The sequence below is a fragment of the Psychrobacter sp. Sarcosine-02u-2 genome, from assembly GCF_002836335.1.
Lineage (GTDB): Bacteria > Pseudomonadota > Gammaproteobacteria > Pseudomonadales > Moraxellaceae > Psychrobacter > Psychrobacter faecalis.
The window spans coordinates 27,798-43,495 of sequence record NZ_PJBX01000124.1 but is presented as its reverse complement, the minus strand read 5'-3'; the positions used below and the strand labels follow the sequence as shown (position 1 = coordinate 43,495).

Here is a 15,698-nt window from a genome sequence, read left to right as displayed (position 1 = left end):
TCACTTGACGCACTAAATGACATCGACGGCTTTATCGCCGCCGCGCTAGTAGACAGCGAATCTGGTCTTGCAATGGCCACGCTTGGCTCTGGCATCGACCTTGAGCTAGCAGCGGCTGGCAACACCGAAGTACTACGCTCTAAGCGCAAAGTAGCAGCAGCGCTAAATTTAGATGAGAACATCGAAGACATTCTTATCACTTTGAGCAAGCAGTATCATTTGCTACGTCCATTGGTACGTAATGACAGCTTATTTTTATACCTTGTACTTGACCGTCAAAAATCAAACCTTGCAATGGCGCGTCATATTCTAAAAGGTTTTGAGACGGAATTAGAGTTTTCGTAAGCCTGTTTATATTAAGTAATGAGTTATCTAAAGCATCTACCTGATAAGTAGATGTTTTTTTGCTTTATAGCTGTTTGATTTAGAGTAGCAGATTTGACTAATAGCTGTGCTGTTTAACCAATTTTATAAACCAAACAACCGTTATTTGAGCGCCAGTGAAGCTTACTGTATTTGTAATTGTACGTGGTTTTTGGGGCGGCTTTGGGCTAAACTGATGTGATTCTATAACCCGTTTTTTCGGTTGCACAGCGATTGTGTGGCGACCGACCATAACTAATAACAACAGATGACTATTATGAGTAATTTTGCGAGCAGCTTTGTCGATTTTAAAATTCCAAACTGGTTTGATAGCAAGCATTTAAGCGGCATGCTGCGCGGTATCGAAAAAGAAGGGCTGCGGGTTAAACCTGATGGCTACTTGGCGCAAACTCCGCATCCAGCCAAGCTTGGCTCCAAGCTCACCCATCCATTTATCACCACCGATTACTCTGAAAGTCTGCTCGAACTTATCACTGACCCAAAAACCTCTCCAAAAGAAACGCTAACCATGTTGCGCCAATTGCATTTATTGGTTTATCAAGGTATGCCTGAAGGCGAGCTGATGTGGCCATTGTCAATGCCGTGTATGCTGTCATCAAAAGATGAAGATATTCCGCTAGCAGACTATGGCAGCTCTAATACGGGTAAGCTAAAAACCCTCTATCGTAGTGGACTTGGTATCCGTTATGGTCGCCGTATGCAGACGATTGCCGGCTTGCACTATAACCTATCGTTTGGCGATGATTTATTTGCCGCGTGGCAAGCGCAAACGCCAAACGCGCAAGATTTGACCCTAACCGAATTTAAAAATGACAAGTATCTGGGATTGATTCGTAACTTTAAACGTCTGACCAGTTTGGTACTGTATTTATTGGGGGCAAGCCCTAGCGTTTGTCCGTGCTTTGTGTCAGGTATCGAGCATGACCTTGAGCTGCTCAATGACTCAACCTACTATAGACCGACGGCGACCAGCCTACGTATGGGCAAGCTTGGCTATACCAACAGCGTGCAAGAACATCTCGATATTCGTTATAATAATTTGCCCGAGTATATCAAAGGACTGCGCCGTGCGATTCAGACCCCGCATGCAAGCTTTGAGAAACTTGGCTTAGATGATGCCGACGGCAATCCGATACAAATCAATGACCATATTCTACAAATAGAAAATGAATACTATAGTCCGATTCGCCCCAAACAAATCGCGATGAGTGGCGAGAGCCCAACCGAAGCGCTTGAGCGTCGCGGTATCGCTTACGTTGAGTTTCGTGCTATCGACCTCGACCCTTATAGCGATATTGGCATTCGTTTATCTAGCGCCTGCTTTTTAGAAGTGATGGCGTTGTACTGCTTGCTGAGTGATTCGCCAGAGCTGCTGCCAGCAGAAGAAGAGGCGTTGGCGGTTAATTTAGAACGCGTGGTCAACGAAGGTCGCCGCGAAAACTTGCAAATCATTAATAATGGCGATGAACAAACCCTAGAAAGCTGGATGCTTATGCACTTAAGCCGTATGCAGCCATTGGCAGAGCTGCTTGACGCGCATTATGGTGGTAATGAATATCGGACAGCGGTTGCCTTGATGCAAGGTAAAGCGGGACATTCTGAATCAACCATCTCAGCACAAGTGAACTCGGATAGTAAACGTTTGGGCAGCTTATGGCAGCTTGGCTTTACTTTGGCGCAGCAGCATCGTGAGTCGATATTACAGCAGACGTTGAGCCCAAACACCCAAGCCAAATATGAAGTACTTGCCGAAAAATCTATCTTGCAGCAGGCAGAGCTTGAAGCCGCCGAAACCGAAGATTTTATGGAATTTTTACAACAGTATCGCTAATGGTTGATTAATTTGACCTTTTAACAGTCTACTTTTTATTAGTTTTATCCTATATCAATGAGCATTTTATAAGAGTATTCGCCCCATGCGACAGCTGACCACTTACCGTAATCTGCAAGTATTTTTAGTAATCATGGCCGTGATCGGTATGAGCTTTGCGCTATTTTTCTTACAGCGTTATATGGGATTTTCGCCTTGTCCGCTATGTATCTTTCAGCGCATCGGTCTGATGGTTATGGGCGGCTTTGCTTTGATTGCCGCTATATTTGACCCAAAATCAAAAATCGTCCGCTTACTATTATGGCTTGGCAGTTTGGCTGGGATTGGCTGGGCAGCAGCAGTTGCCGGTCGGCACGTATGGCTACAGCATTTGCCCGCCGACCAAGTGCCTTCTTGTGGGCCCGGCTTAGATTATTGGCTTGATACCCTACCGATGCAGCAAGTATTAAAAGAAGTATTTGCCGGCTCTGGTGAATGCGCGTCTATTGAGTGGACGTTTATGGGTTTGAGTATCCCTGAGCAATCTTTGATTTTATTTAGCATTTTGATATTGGTACATGTATTAATTTTATGGCGTATCGTGCGCCCTGCCCGCTAACCTGCTTCTACTACCCTTATGAGTAGCCAATAACCGTCCTGCACAATGCATGGACGGTTATTTTTTTGGCTCATATTTCAGGCGTTTTTAGCACGGTTAAAGCCATAGGGTTTAATTAACGACACGCTCTAGTCACTTTTACACTTTGATATATCCAAGGTGTTTATTTACCCTAATGGAATAACGGTAGTCTTAATTGCACTTTAAATGTATATAGCCAGTGTTTGCAAGACCTCAGCGCGAGCTTTGCTATCAAAACCATGAGGTTTATCACATAATTTAACGAAGTTAGGGTCGCAAGCGCTGCCTGTTGGCGCTAAGATTGTCCCTCACAATTTCTTTAACTTTTACCAAGACTTTAATTAGTTATCCTACTGACAAGGCTTAAACCCACTATTAAAAAATGTTTTTTGGTAACGCTATGATTACTCTCTTACCCTATTCCTCCGCTGCAATTACCGCTATGAGACGCTGTACGCGCCCCTTGCTAGCGCTGCCGCTCTGTTTGCTACTCACGAGCTGTGATAGCGCCTCATCTTCTACGACTGCCAATAACACAACGACGCAAGGTGCTCAGACTACCAATAGTGTCGCACTTGCTGACTTGCAGGATGTTGATGTTCAAAATAATCTGACTGACGATGCAGTGGATGAGGCAGATAATGCAGAAGGCCAATCACTGATAGCAGCGGCAAACTCAAGTGATAACAGTCGCCGCGCGCCGATGATTTCGGCCGCCAATAGCGACAGCAGCTTACAAGCCACCTTGATGGGCGATTATGGCGGTGTGGTACCGTGTGCTTCTTGCGATAATATCGAGGTTACCTTAAATTTATTCGCTGATGGCTCTGTGCTAAAAACCAGTGTTTTTAATGATGCAGCGCCGACCGTTCCGCCTTTGTTAGAATCAGGGGTTTATCGCCAAGATGACGATAAAATCACCATCGTTTATGAGAGAAAAAACATCGAAACCTATAAAATCAGTGACAACCATTTGATTATGATGGACGCTGATGCCAATCTTAACGATGACTACACCCTTTCTCGTAAATAAATAACTGCCTACCTCAGCCAAATTGAGAGTCCACACAACGCCTACTGACTAGGCGTTTTTTATTGGTCATCTTATGGTGTTTACTTTACAATGAGGCTTTGATTATTGAGCTGTCTACTAAACTGCCTGCTGCACCACTACCTGTTGGCTGACATTCAAGCTCAATCTCCTTTTTTTAAGCGTGTACGGAACGTCTATGCATATTCATATTCTTGGTATTTGTGGTACTTTTATGGGCTCGCTGGCGTTACTGGCGCGCAGCCTTGGGCATACGGTCACAGGCTCAGACGCCAATGTTTATCCACCGATGTCCACCCAACTTGAAAATGCAGGCGTGACCATTGCCGAAGGTCATTTGGTCGAGCATTTGCAGCCAGCGCCTGATTTGGTGGTGGTTGGTAATGCTATGAAGCGTGGCATGGATGTCATCGAATATATGCTCGATAGCGGCCTGCGCTATACCTCAGGGCCGCAGTTCTTATCCGAGCAAGTGTTGCAATCGCGCCATGTCATCGCTGTGGCTGGTACGCATGGTAAAACCACCACGACCACCATGCTGGCGTGGATATTACATTATGCCGGTATTGATACAGGATTTTTGATTGGCGGCGTGCCCTTGGTTAATACGAGCGATGAACACCTGCAACAAGTCTTTGCCCATAGCAGCTACTTGGGTGCTGAAAAAGTCGCTGATGGCAGTGGAGAAAAAATCGGCTACTTCGTTATTGAAGCCGATGAATACGATTCAGCGTTTTTTGATAAACGCTCAAAGTTCGTCCATTATCGCCCGCGTACCGCTATTTTAAACAATCTTGAATTTGACCATGCCGATATTTTCGCTGACCTAAACGCTATCCAAACCCAGTTTCACCATATGGTGCGTATGATTCCAAGTAGGGGCAAAATCATCATGCCAGCGGCGACCATCAGTCTAGAAGAGACTTTAGCAAAGGGTGTTTGGACGCCAGTTTGGCGGACAGCCGTTATTGATAAACAGTCAGTTGATTATAAAAAAGACGAGCAAAATTTACAGCACACTAGCGACTGGCAAGCCGAGCTTATCAGCGCTGATGGCGGTCAATTTAGCGTCAGCTTTGCAGGGAACGATGAGCATACCGCGATTGTCGATTGGTCGATGAGCGGCATTCATAACGTTAATAATGCGCTAGTTGCGGTTGCCGCCGCTTATAACATTGGAGTGGATATCAAAGCTGCGTGCGCGGCATTATCCGCCTTTGCTGGTATCAAACGTCGTATGGAGCTGATTGGCGATGTCAACGACATCTTGGTATTTGATGATTTCGCCCATCATCCAACCGCCATTACCACTACCTTAGATGGCGCTAAAAAGAAACTGGCAGACAGACGGATTTGGGCGATTATCGAGCCGCGCAGCAACACCATGAAAATGGGTATTCACCAAGACAGCTTGGCTGAGTCTGCCGTCCTTGCCGACCATACTTTATGGTATGAGCCAACCGGACTTGAATGGGGTCTAAAAGACGTCATTGATAATGCCAAAGCTAACAATCCCAATATCGCAAGCCAGCAAGTATTGTCTAGTACCGAGGCGATTATTGGGCATATTATTAATAACGCTCAAGCGGGCGATGCGATTGTCATTATGTCGAATGGCGGCTTTGAAGGTATTCACCAGCGTCTACTGACCGCGCTGCGCAATAAATAAATCTCCACTTATATAGCAAGCGTATTAAAGCCTGATTATTTCTAAAAGCATAGTTCGTTAAACGAGCTATGCTTTTTTTATGGTTACCTGCCGTTCTATAGATGACTTTTCTAACGTTTATAAGTTCATATAATTATTTGAATAATTTACACATTATAGTAATCAACGCTTTGTCACGTTAGCGACTTTACTACCGTTTTAACCTGCCGTTTACCTATTTCATCTGCTTGATAGCAAATATGGCTTTTTTCTCACATAGCCCGTACACAGATAACATTTCGTCGTTACTTTTTATAGTGGCTAATGATTACAATGAATTCATCAAATAAGTAACAGATTATAAATAACCGCATAAATTAAAAATATTAGGAGAATAACAATGAGCTTTATTTGGATGATTATCGTAGGTTTGGTCGCAGGTTTATTGGCACGCGCTATTAAACCGGGCAACGACCCGATGGGTTGGATTATGACCATCGTATTGGGTATCGTCGGTGCGATGCTTGGTGGTTTTGTCGCAGGTTTAATCGGTATCAATGCTGATGGTGGCTTTACTGGTCTTATCTTCTCAGTAATCGGTGCGATTATCTTACTATTTATCTATGAGATGATTATGAATAAACGCCGCGTATAACAAGCGCAAGCCATTACTTGTATTAAATTAGAGTATATAAAAAAGGTCTTACCCAGCGTAAGACCTTTTTTAATGACTGCATTTTCTATCTGAATTATGAGTCATAAGTTTTGCTTATGTTATTACCTAAAAAAAACAGGCTATTGATATGCATTACTTTTGCCCCCATTTATCTTATAATATCAGACCTATTTTATCTTTATCGTTGAGGTGAGCCTTATGGCGTTACTCCCTATTTTAAGCTATCCCGACCCGCGCTTACGCACGATTGCTAAGCCTGTCAAGGAAGTTACGGCTGAAATCAAAACCTTAATCGCCGATATGATTGAGACGATGTATGATGCGCAAGGTATTGGATTGGCGGCAAGCCAAGTCGACCGTCATATTCAGCTTATCGTCATGGATTTATCGGAAGACAAAGACAGCCCAAGGGTATTTATCAACCCGAAAGTCACGCCATTGGTAGAAGAAAAGCAGCCGTACGAAGAGGGCTGTTTGTCGGTGCCTGAAGTCTACGATAAGGTTGAACGTCCAACCAAAGTACGTATCGAGGCCTTGGATGAAAATGGCAATAAGATTGATGAAGAAGTCGAAGGCTTACTTGCTGTCTGTATCCAACATGAAATGGATCATTTAAATGGCGTTATCTTCGTCGATTATTTATCGCGTCTTAAACAAACGCGGGCGCGTGATAAAGTGCGTAAAGTCCTTAAAATACGCGAAAAACAGGGCGAGCAAATCGCGGATAAACAGCCACAAACCACCAACTCTTAATACATTTATATTTTAAGCCACGTTTGTTGTTCTCTCATTATCGTTAAAAATGATGGCTTTACGATGATAAGATTGGCTTTTATATTCTAACGTTTTAATTCTCTGCTATTTTTATTCTCCGACATTCACTGTCTTCATTAAGGGTTTCCCACCATGACCATGATCAAAATTGACCAATATTTTGACCCTGCCGGCTGGCAGAAATTTACCAAAGCTGCCGAAGGTCGCGAAACCCCGTTTTTGGTGGTCGACTTAAGCCGCATTAAAACAAAATATGCGGAAATGGTTGGTTTTTTTCCAAAGGCAAAAATTCATTATGCTATGAAGGCAAGCCCTGCGGTTGAAGTCATTAACTTATTGGCTGAGCTTGGGTCAAACTTTGACTGTGCGTCAATCTATGAGCTGGATCGGGTGCTTGATTGCGGCGTTGAGCCATCGCGTATCTCTTATGGCAACACCATTAAAAAAGCGCAGCATGTCAAATATGCCTTTGAAAAAGGTATTGATTTGTACGCAACCGATTCTGAAGCGGATTTAAAAAATATCGCTAAGCACGCGCCTGGTTCGAAAATATTTGTGCGTATCCTAGTCCAAGGCTCTGAAACCGCTGAATGGCCATTATCACGTAAATTCGGTTGCCATCCAAATATGGCGATTGACTTGTTGATTCAAGCGCGCGAATTGGGCTTGGTGCCGTATGGTATCTCGTTCCACGTCGGTAGCCAGCAAAAAGACGTCGCCGCTTGGGATGATGCGCTCGCCAAGGTCAAATATATGTTTGACTGGATGAAAAATGAGGAAGGCATTAAGCTACAAATGATTAATTTGGGCGGCGGCTTTCCGGCGAACTATATCAGCGAAGTCAATCCGGTCAAAGTCTATGCAGAAGAGATTACCCGTTATTTGACTGATGATTACAATGAAGATGAGATGCCAGAGATTATCCTTGAGCCTGGTCGTTCATTGGTTGGCGGCTCGGGTGTCTTGGTCAGCGATGTAGTGCTGATTTCGCGTAAATCAGATACGGATTTGACCCGCTGGGTATATACCGATGTGGGCTTATTCCAAGGCTTGATTGAGACTTTAGGCGAAGCAATCAAGTATCCCGTTTATACCCCAAAAATGGAAAACTCAACCAGCGAAGGCACGGTCGTATTGGCAGGCCCAACGTGCGACTCAACCGACATTATGTACGAGGAAGCGGGTTATCAGTTGCCAGAAGAGCTTGAGATTGGCGATAAAATCTTTTGGTTAACGACTGGTGCTTATACCAACTCGTATTCGTCGGTTGAGTTCAATGGTTTTCCGCCATTAGAGGTGGTTTATATTGATTAGTTTTTAACCAATCAATATCAATAACAAAGCGCGGTACTGTAATAAGCAGTGCCGCGCTTTGTTATCTTTGCTTCGCGACAATATTAATAATCAACTACTGTACCAATAATGAGATAGGTACGCTATTGCTGCTATTTAGCGTCCTATTACTGCCATAACCTGAGTTTTTACTTTGATTGTTTTGTGAGATTTGTCCAATATTGACCCACTGCCCGCGTGGCACGACAATGGTGCTATTCAATCTTTGCCCTTGCACGCTATTATTATAACCATAGTTATTATAAGAAGGATTAGCGCGCACGAGCTGTTCTTCTACTTGGGATAATTGTACTTCGACCTGCCCGTTTGGTAGTAGCCTTGGTGTCACCGCAATCCCTTGCGTCGTCGGCAATAATACTTGCTGCTGAATAATAATTTGCCCTGAAGAGCGATGAACATTCGAATAATTTGGATAGGCTAGATAGCTATTGGCAATATAGCTTTGGTTTAATGAGTAAAGCGTGCCGGTGCTAATGCTTGCTGCACTGCCAGACAAGGTTTGTACTTGATATAAATTATTACCATGTTGTTGGCTATTACTTTGGTTTATTACGCCAGTACCTTGAAGACCGCGATTGCTAATAATAACCCGACCTTGCTGGATATTACCTTGGGATTGGCTACTATTTCCAACACGCACAGCAACGGTCAATGCTTGCGGTTGACCGTCAATCTGATTGAGTAACTGCTGTACTTTTTGATAATTAGCAGCCGTGGTATGTAATACGAGCTTATCTTGATAAGTCGACACCGAGCCGCCGTCGCGACTGGCATTTAACTGCTGACGCACCGCTGGTAATAAGCGCTCGCCACCATAGGTATGAATGACATAGGTTTGATAAGCGGCCGCTTGTACGACTATTGGCAATACCGTCAAGCCTAACGTAAATGCTATCGGACGCGTATAACTTGTGGTTTTGGTAGCTTTTATCATAGCCAACGTACGGCCAAAACTTGTTATTAGATGTTCGCTAAACTTATTCATGTCTGACTCCTAGCAGTCATTCTGCTTTATCAATAAGTAACCGCTACCAAACCATCAATGAGAAACCTAATTCTTTAGGTTTAGTCATTTAAGCCTAAAACATCCTGCATGTTATATTGTCCAACTTCTTGCTTAATCACCCAAGTAGCCGCACGTACTGCACCAGCGGCAAAGGTCATGCGCGCTCGGGCACGATGGGTAATTTCAACCACTTCACCGTCAGCGATAAACATCACGGTATGATCACCGATGATTTCACCGCCGCGTATCGCATGAATACCAATACTGCCAGCTTCGCGCTCGCCTGTTTGCCCTTCGCGGCCATAAATGGCGACGTCTTTTAGGTTCTGTCCGCGCGCTTCTGCAACCGCCTCTGCCATCATATAAGCCGTGCCCGATGGGGCGTCGATTTTGTGTTTATGATGGGCTTCGATAACTTCTACATCGGCATCATTGCCAAAGGCTTTTGCGGCCATAGCGAGCAGCTTTAACGACAAATTAACGCCCGTTGAATAATTACCCGCATAGACGATAGCGATTTGCTTACTGGCTTCTTTTAATACTTGCTCTTGTTGCTCATTAAAACCTGTGGTGCCAATCACCATCGCAACTTTGTTCGCAGCGCAGATTTGCATATTTTGCTCGGTCGCATCCGGCAAACTAAAATCAATCAGCACATCAATGTCATTAATAACGGCTTTTAAATCATCGACAATTTGTACATTTAGACGACCGATAGCAGCAACTTCGCCAGCATCGGCGCCGACAAGGCTTGAGCCTTGACGTTCAATCGCGGCATTTAGCGTGGTTTGTGGGTTGTCCTGTACGGCTTCAATTAACATACGTCCCATACGTCCGCCAGCACCGATGACACCAACGTTAATAGTTTGCTCTTCTGTTTGTTGACTCATATCTTGTCCTAAATGTTTTATTTTCGATAGATTGGTTATTAAATTTATGAGGATAAGTTTAGCAAATATAATGGTTAAATAGTTTTTTATAGCATCACCAAAAAGGCCTATCGTTTCACGTGAAACAATAGGCCTTAAAATGACTTAAACAGTAGGGCTTAGCTATCAATCAAATAATTCGCCAATCTTTTTAAAGAAAGACTTTTTATGGGGAGACTGCTGATGCTTGCTGTCACCATCAAGCGTATCTTGGAATTGACGTAACAAGTCTTTTTGCTCGCGCGTTAGATTTACTGGCGTCTCGATGACCACACGACAAATCAAATCGCCTTTCATCGTCGTACGTACTGGCGTCACACCTTTACCGCGCACACGCAGCAATTTGCCACTTTGCGTCCCTTCGGCGACCTTGATTTTGACTTTGCCATCTAGGGTTGGGATTTCGACTTCTTTACCGAGTGCCGCATCAGTAATGCTCACTGGCACGTCCATATAGAGGTCAGCGCCTTGACGGTTAAAGACGTCGTGCGGTTTCACACGTACTTCAACGTATAAATCACCGTTTTGTACGCCAGCGCCGCCCGCTTCGCCTTCACCTGCTAGGCGGACACGGTCACCATCGTCAACGCCCGCTGGGATAGACACTTCAAGCGTGCGCGATTTATCTTTTACGCCGCTGCCATGACAGTCAGAGCAAGGGTTTTTAATCTGTTTACCAGAGCCGCCACACTGCGGACACGTCTGCTGCACGGCAAAAAAGCCTTGCTGCATACGCACTTGGCCTTGACCATGACACATCTGACAAGTGACCACGTCAGAAGCGTCTTTTGCGCCTTTACCATCGCAAGTATCGCACGGCGCAGGCGCGGTAAAGCTGATTTCTTTTTTACAGCCGCGCACCGCTTCTTCTAAGGTTAGCTCAATGACATAACGTAAGTCTGAACCGCGGCGCGAACGGCCACCGCCGCCGCGTGATTGACCAAAAATGTCACCAAAGTTGCCAAAAATATCGCCAAAAATATCTTGGAAATTGCCACCGCCGCCAAAACCGCCACCGCCCATGCCGTTTTCAAACGCCGCGTGCCCCATGCGATCATAAGCTGAGCGCTTTTCTTCATCGCTCAATACTTCATAAGCCATCGACGCTTCTTTAAATTTGTCTTCAGCATCAGGGTCTTCAGAATTACGGTCTGGATGGTATTTCATGGCCAGCTTGCGGTAGGCTCGCTTAATTTCCTTGCTGTCAGCGGTCTTACTGACACCTAATACTTCATAAAAATCGCGCTTACTCATGGGCTCTCCTATCGTCTTTACAGTCCACCGATCGGCCGATTCATCAACCCGAATCAATCTTCTCCTTTGCACTGCACGCACCTACTTACAGGTTTCACATGAAACGTGGGGAATAGGTAACAAAAAGAGGATAACTTATGAATCTTACGAGCGAATACGGCGGGATGCTGCTTAGCCAAATCAATTATTAAAAGTTTGCGCTATTTATGGAGATGATGGCAGGATTTATCAAGCACTGAGGCGTCTAAATTATAAATTATGAGGCTGTAGATGCCCTAAAAAAGGATTTATTAAGAATTGCACAAAGGTTTCCATACCTTTATAAGGCGTAGCCGTGCTAATATTTAGCGCGATATTGATATATATAAATACTGTTTTTAATTTTTTAACCATTAGATTTGCGCTAAGGTCGTATTTTTATGAAAAAGCTGATTGTTTTATTGATTATCATCGCCGTCGCTATCTATGGCGGTTCGCCTTATTACAGCGCTTATCAGCTTAAAAATGCCTATGACGCCAAAGATGGTGCAACGATCGCAGCGGCGATTGATTATGAGCAGGTGCGACCCAGTATTCAAAATCAGCTGACCAGCCAATTTGCAGTGACCATGACCAAATACCCATTGGTTGCCGAACTTGGCGGCGCGCCATTAACCGAAGCGGCCAACGGCTTTATTATCCAAGCGGTCGATGGCGCTATTACCGCGCAAAATATTGAAAAACTTATTAACACCCAAGGTCAAGCCAATACCGCAACCAAAGAGCTTGCCGCGGCATGGGCGATTGCTAGTAATCAAGTTGATTTAAAAAACCTGATTCAAAATCTAATCATTCAGCGCGGCGACGTTGATGCCGTAGTCAAAAACCAAATGCAGCAAATCATGCAAAAGCAAGCGGCCGAGCTAGAGCAACAAGCGGCGCAAGGTACCGATAGCGACAAGCCAAAACTGGCCTATTGTGGTATCAACTGCTTTACCATTAGCGGTCAGGTGAAAGGTTATCCGCTGACTATTGAAATGCAGCGCGATGGTTTGATCAATTGGAAAATCGTCGATATCATTTTGCCGCAATAATTGTTGCTAAAATATATTTACTAAAATCAAGGCTAAGCGCAATAAAAAATCGCCCGATAAATTATGTTTATCGAGCGGTCTTTTATAAACTGTTTGACTCAAAATGTCATATCATAAATTTATAACCACTAATCTACGCCCAAAAATTCTAAAAACTCTGGGCTCTCAAAGCTTGCTTGATAAAGAACGCCATCTTCGCGGTAAATAGCGGGCGTTGCCATGACCGCAAGTCCTGCTGATTTTTCACGGTTAGGCGTTACATAATCGGCTTTACAATTGGCTGGTGCAGGCGTCATTTTACCTTGTAGCATTGCTTTATCAAAAGCGCGGCGACGACCGTCTTCGCTAGCTTGACACCAGATAGCGCGCATCTGCTCAGGCGATTTTTCATAGATTGGATAACCGATGGTTTTTACCGTCACGCCTTTAGCATTAAGCATGGGTAGCTGTTGATGGAGACGGCGACAATAAGGACAATTGACGTCATTAGCGACATAAATAACCGCTTTCTCAGGGCTGGTGGCAGGATAAGTAATCAGTTGGCTGTGATCTAAGGTTGCAAATACCGCTTGGTTTTTAAGGGGCTCAAAGTTGCCATCAAGCCCGATAAACTGACCGTTTTCAATCACTGATATTTCACCATCGGTGATATATTGCCCATCGTCTGATAATAGAAATGGCACACCTTCTAAAGTCGCACCCCAAATGACTCCCGGCACGGCAGTATAAAAGAACGGCGTTTTGGCACTCATGTTTTTTAGCGCGCCCATATTTGCCAATAGGTCAGATTTTAGGCTGGCACTGACGGGCTTGCCCACTTGCAAGCTGCTGCTACGCGCTGGTTTTTTTGTGACGACGCGTTTGCTTGGATTTTTTTGTAGCTCGCCTTGGATGACATATTTGCCTTCTTTGGTGATATGCAGCGGCGGCTGGCCTGCCAAATTCACTTGATACATATTGGGTAATTTAGAGGGCACAATAGAAGTGATTTGCGTTTTGATACCGGCTTGGCTCAGCAGTTGGCGTAATTGACTATCCACAGCTTTGCTCACACTGCTAGTCGCTTGCGTACTTTGTATACTCGCACTATTCTGCGGCGCTTGGTTGACATTATTTTTGATAGTGTCAGTGGCGCTTTGCTGCGCACAAGCGGTGGTGGTCAATAATATGACACTGATTAAGCTGGCGGATTTTAACAGAGAGAATTTCACAGAAGACTGTCCTATTGATTTTTAATAGCAATACTTTAAAAATGCTCATTATTAATAAAGCTGACTATATTATGTAAAAATATAGATTAAAAAAAGATAGGCAGACTTTAGCACAAGGACAGTTTTTGCAAAGGTATTAGGGTTTAATTTTGCAAAACTGCTACTTAGCTTTAAGAGATAGGCAACACAGACAGTAGCCAGGGAATATAACGGTAAACAGTGGACATTAAAAAAGCAGCGCACTTTTTCATGGCTGCTTTTTTTGCAGAAAATTTTGATGACTGTTTAAGGTGCAGCAGAGCCTAATTTTAGAATTTAGCCACTTCTTCTGGCGTTAAGAAACGACTGTCGCCTTTCTCCAAACCGTCTAATGTGATATGACCAATGCTGGCGCGATGCAGCTCGGTGACTCGATTACCAAAATAGCCCATCATACGTTTTACTTGATGGTATTTACCCTGCTCCAAGGTCAAGCGTGCATGGGTTTCATCAATAAACTCAAGGGTAGCAGGCTTGGTTTCTTCGTGGTCGCCTTCTAAGAGGATACCTTCAGCCACTTCTTTGACCGCATTGGCTTGCGCGTCGCTGTCCATGGGACTTGCTAATGTGAGCTCGTATATTTTGGCATGCTCATGTTTAGGGCTGGTCACGCGGTGCAACCAACTGCCATCGTCACTGATAAGTAGGGCGCCCGTGGTATCGACATCGAGGCGTCCTGCAATACGCAAGCTGCCAAGCTCAGGTACCGCGATTAACTCGGTGACGATAGGATATTCTTTGGCTTTTAAAGAGCATTCAAAACCTTCGGGTTTATGGAGCAAGATATAGCGATTACCAGTCGCAACCGACAATGGCTCGCCCGCCCATAGTACTTCATCGTTGACGATATCGACATGCAGCCCTGGATCTTTGACCACCGCATCATTTACCGTCACTTCACCGGCGTGCAAAATCCGCTTTGATTCTTTGCGCGACAGCTCAGTGGCTTTACTTATAAATTTATCTAGACGCATACGCTTAACTACCATTCGTTTTATACTACCAACCTCGTATTAAAAGCCAACCATACAAGTACGGCTCTCGCGCTTGTCCGCTGTCTTAAACAGTGAGAAGTGGTACTATAATAAAAAATTAAATGAACACTGCGCCCAATACGGCAGGCAGTGAAAGTTAAGTAAGTTTACCATATCCAACCTAGACCTGATGAAATATGAGCTATCAAACGCTAAAACATGCGGTCAGCGCGCGCTTAGACATTAAAAAGTCTGAGTTTATTGCCTACGCCTATCCTGTGACCTCGCGCGAACAAGCGATGTTTCACGTGGAATATTTACGCGCGCAATATGCCGATGCGCGTCATCACTGCTGGGCGTATATCATCGGTGACCCCGATAACACCACCAGCGCAGGTTTTGACGATGATGGCGAGCCCAGTGGTACCGCAGGACGACCGATATTAAATGTCTTACAGCATAAATCTATCGGCAACGTGATTATCATTGTCGTCCGTTATTTTGGCGGTATCAAACTCGGTGCAGGCGGTCTAACTCGCGCTTATGCAGGTTCTGCGCAAGCGGCTGTTGATGAAATGGTTCTGCTACCCTACGTGCCGATGGCGCAAGTGCAAATAATCGCTGAGTTTGCCACCGAAGCACAGTGCCGCTACGTGGTTGAGGACTTGGGCGGTCATATTGATGATGTGACTTATAGTAAACAAGTGACCTTGACCGTAACGCTTGCTGAAGCAGATATCGATCGTTTAAAAAAGCGGCTGGCGATGGATGGGCGTGTCTTAGAGTCGCTATAATTGATAAGTATGTATGCAGAGCCATTTTTCTTAGTTCTTCTGAGTGGTAGTTCTAGATGAATTGCTTTGAGTGACCATTCGT

At 44.6% G+C, this 15,698-nt stretch carries 15 protein-coding genes; 10 read left to right on the top strand and 5 right to left on the bottom strand.

What is annotated here, in order from left to right; translation table 11 throughout:
• The 8 genes from CXF58_RS03585 to CXF58_RS03550 form a co-directional block, all read left to right on the top strand.
• The coding region (locus CXF58_RS03585) for a hypothetical protein (RefSeq protein ID WP_102076620.1) at positions 1-345 on the top strand (345 nt) is incomplete at its 5' end.
• A gap of 295 nt (positions 346-640) precedes the next feature.
• Complete coding sequence (gene gshA, locus CXF58_RS03580) at positions 641-2,215, top strand: glutamate--cysteine ligase (RefSeq protein WP_082894365.1); 1,575 nt, start codon at positions 641-643, stop codon at positions 2,213-2,215.
• Between the two features lie 85 nt (positions 2,216-2,300).
• On the top strand, positions 2,301-2,813 hold the full coding sequence (locus tag CXF58_RS03575) for a disulfide bond formation protein B (protein WP_068407305.1): 513 nt from the start codon (positions 2,301-2,303) through the stop codon (positions 2,811-2,813).
• Between the two features lie 421 nt (positions 2,814-3,234).
• The gene (locus CXF58_RS03570; protein ID WP_102076621.1) at positions 3,235-3,867 is read left to right on the top strand and encodes a copper resistance protein NlpE N-terminal domain-containing protein; all 633 of its coding nucleotides are present in this window, start codon (positions 3,235-3,237) and stop codon (positions 3,865-3,867) included.
• Positions 3,868-4,063: 196 nt separating this feature from the next.
• A complete protein-coding gene (gene mpl / locus CXF58_RS03565) occupies positions 4,064-5,554 on the top strand; it encodes a UDP-N-acetylmuramate:L-alanyl-gamma-D-glutamyl-meso-diaminopimelate ligase (RefSeq protein WP_102076619.1) in 1,491 nt (496 codons plus the stop codon).
• Between the two features lie 379 nt (positions 5,555-5,933).
• Positions 5,934-6,188, top strand: coding sequence for a GlsB/YeaQ/YmgE family stress response membrane protein (locus CXF58_RS03560; protein WP_068408390.1), 255 nt, complete (start codon positions 5,934-5,936; stop codon positions 6,186-6,188).
• A 219-nt stretch (positions 6,189-6,407) separates the two neighbouring features.
• On the top strand, positions 6,408-6,962 hold the full coding sequence (gene def / locus CXF58_RS03555; RefSeq protein WP_068408392.1) for a peptide deformylase: 555 nt from the start codon (positions 6,408-6,410) through the stop codon (positions 6,960-6,962).
• A gap of 159 nt (positions 6,963-7,121) precedes the next feature.
• Positions 7,122-8,297 carry a type III PLP-dependent enzyme gene (locus tag CXF58_RS03550; RefSeq protein WP_068408400.1) on the top strand — a complete coding sequence of 392 codons (1,176 nt, stop codon included), beginning with the start codon at positions 7,122-7,124 and terminating at the stop codon, positions 8,295-8,297.
• A 94-nt stretch (positions 8,298-8,391) separates the two neighbouring features.
• Here the strand turns inward: CXF58_RS03550 and CXF58_RS03545 are convergent, their stop codons facing one another.
• The 3 genes from CXF58_RS03545 to dnaJ form a co-directional block, all read right to left on the bottom strand.
• Complete coding sequence (locus CXF58_RS03545; protein ID WP_102076618.1) at positions 8,392-9,321, bottom strand: hypothetical protein; 930 nt, start codon at positions 9,319-9,321, stop codon at positions 8,392-8,394.
• A gap of 80 nt (positions 9,322-9,401) precedes the next feature.
• Positions 9,402-10,232 (bottom strand): 4-hydroxy-tetrahydrodipicolinate reductase, encoded by an 831-nt coding sequence (dapB, locus tag CXF58_RS03540; protein WP_068408396.1) that lies wholly within the window; start codon positions 10,230-10,232, stop codon positions 9,402-9,404.
• 165 nt (positions 10,233-10,397) lie between these two features.
• Positions 10,398-11,525 (bottom strand): molecular chaperone DnaJ, encoded by a 1,128-nt coding sequence (dnaJ, locus tag CXF58_RS03535; RefSeq protein ID WP_068408398.1) that lies wholly within the window; start codon positions 11,523-11,525, stop codon positions 10,398-10,400.
• A 419-nt stretch (positions 11,526-11,944) separates the two neighbouring features.
• On the opposite strand from dnaJ, the gene CXF58_RS03530 reads away from it, so the two are divergent.
• On the top strand, positions 11,945-12,598 hold the full coding sequence (locus CXF58_RS03530) for a DUF2939 domain-containing protein (RefSeq protein ID WP_102076617.1): 654 nt from the start codon (positions 11,945-11,947) through the stop codon (positions 12,596-12,598).
• A gap of 128 nt (positions 12,599-12,726) precedes the next feature.
• On the opposite strand, the gene CXF58_RS03525 is transcribed toward CXF58_RS03530, so the two are convergent.
• Together CXF58_RS03525 and CXF58_RS03520 are read right to left on the bottom strand one after the other, a co-directional pair.
• On the bottom strand, positions 12,727-13,809 hold the full coding sequence (locus tag CXF58_RS03525) for a disulfide isomerase DsbC N-terminal domain-containing protein (protein WP_102076616.1): 1,083 nt from the start codon (positions 13,807-13,809) through the stop codon (positions 12,727-12,729).
• Positions 13,810-14,117: 308 nt separating this feature from the next.
• Positions 14,118-14,822: a pseudouridine synthase gene (locus CXF58_RS03520; RefSeq protein WP_068405762.1), complete on the bottom strand. Its 705-nt coding sequence runs from the start codon at positions 14,820-14,822 to the stop codon at positions 14,118-14,120.
• Between the two features lie 197 nt (positions 14,823-15,019).
• On the opposite strand from CXF58_RS03520, the gene CXF58_RS03515 reads away from it, so the two are divergent.
• Complete coding sequence (locus CXF58_RS03515; RefSeq protein ID WP_102076615.1) at positions 15,020-15,616, top strand: YigZ family protein; 597 nt, start codon at positions 15,020-15,022, stop codon at positions 15,614-15,616.
• Positions 15,617-15,698 lie beyond the last annotated feature (82 nt).

Excerpts from the sequence above, each read along its gene's own strand:
- gshA (WP_082894365.1), top strand. The coding sequence starts at position 641 with ATGAGTAATTTTGCGAGCAGCTTTGTCGATTTTAAAATTCCAAACTGG.
- CXF58_RS03575 (WP_068407305.1), top strand. The coding sequence starts at position 2,301 with ATGCGACAGCTGACCACTTACCGTAATCTGCAAGTATTTTTAGTAATC.
- CXF58_RS03570 (WP_102076621.1), top strand. The coding sequence starts at position 3,235 with ATGATTACTCTCTTACCCTATTCCTCCGCTGCAATTACCGCTATGAGA.
- mpl (WP_102076619.1), top strand. The coding sequence starts at position 4,064 with ATGCATATTCATATTCTTGGTATTTGTGGTACTTTTATGGGCTCGCTG.
- CXF58_RS03560 (WP_068408390.1), top strand. The coding sequence starts at position 5,934 with ATGAGCTTTATTTGGATGATTATCGTAGGTTTGGTCGCAGGTTTATTG.
- def (WP_068408392.1), top strand. The coding sequence starts at position 6,408 with ATGGCGTTACTCCCTATTTTAAGCTATCCCGACCCGCGCTTACGCACG.
- CXF58_RS03550 (WP_068408400.1), top strand. The coding sequence starts at position 7,122 with ATGATCAAAATTGACCAATATTTTGACCCTGCCGGCTGGCAGAAATTT.
- CXF58_RS03545 (WP_102076618.1), bottom strand. The coding sequence starts at position 9,321 with ATGAATAAGTTTAGCGAACATCTAATAACAAGTTTTGGCCGTACGTTG.
- dapB (WP_068408396.1), bottom strand. The coding sequence starts at position 10,232 with ATGAGTCAACAAACAGAAGAGCAAACTATTAACGTTGGTGTCATCGGT.
- dnaJ (WP_068408398.1), bottom strand. The coding sequence starts at position 11,525 with ATGAGTAAGCGCGATTTTTATGAAGTATTAGGTGTCAGTAAGACCGCT.
- CXF58_RS03530 (WP_102076617.1), top strand. The coding sequence starts at position 11,945 with ATGAAAAAGCTGATTGTTTTATTGATTATCATCGCCGTCGCTATCTAT.
- CXF58_RS03520 (WP_068405762.1), bottom strand. The coding sequence starts at position 14,822 with ATGCGTCTAGATAAATTTATAAGTAAAGCCACTGAGCTGTCGCGCAAA.
- CXF58_RS03515 (WP_102076615.1), top strand. The coding sequence starts at position 15,020 with ATGAGCTATCAAACGCTAAAACATGCGGTCAGCGCGCGCTTAGACATT.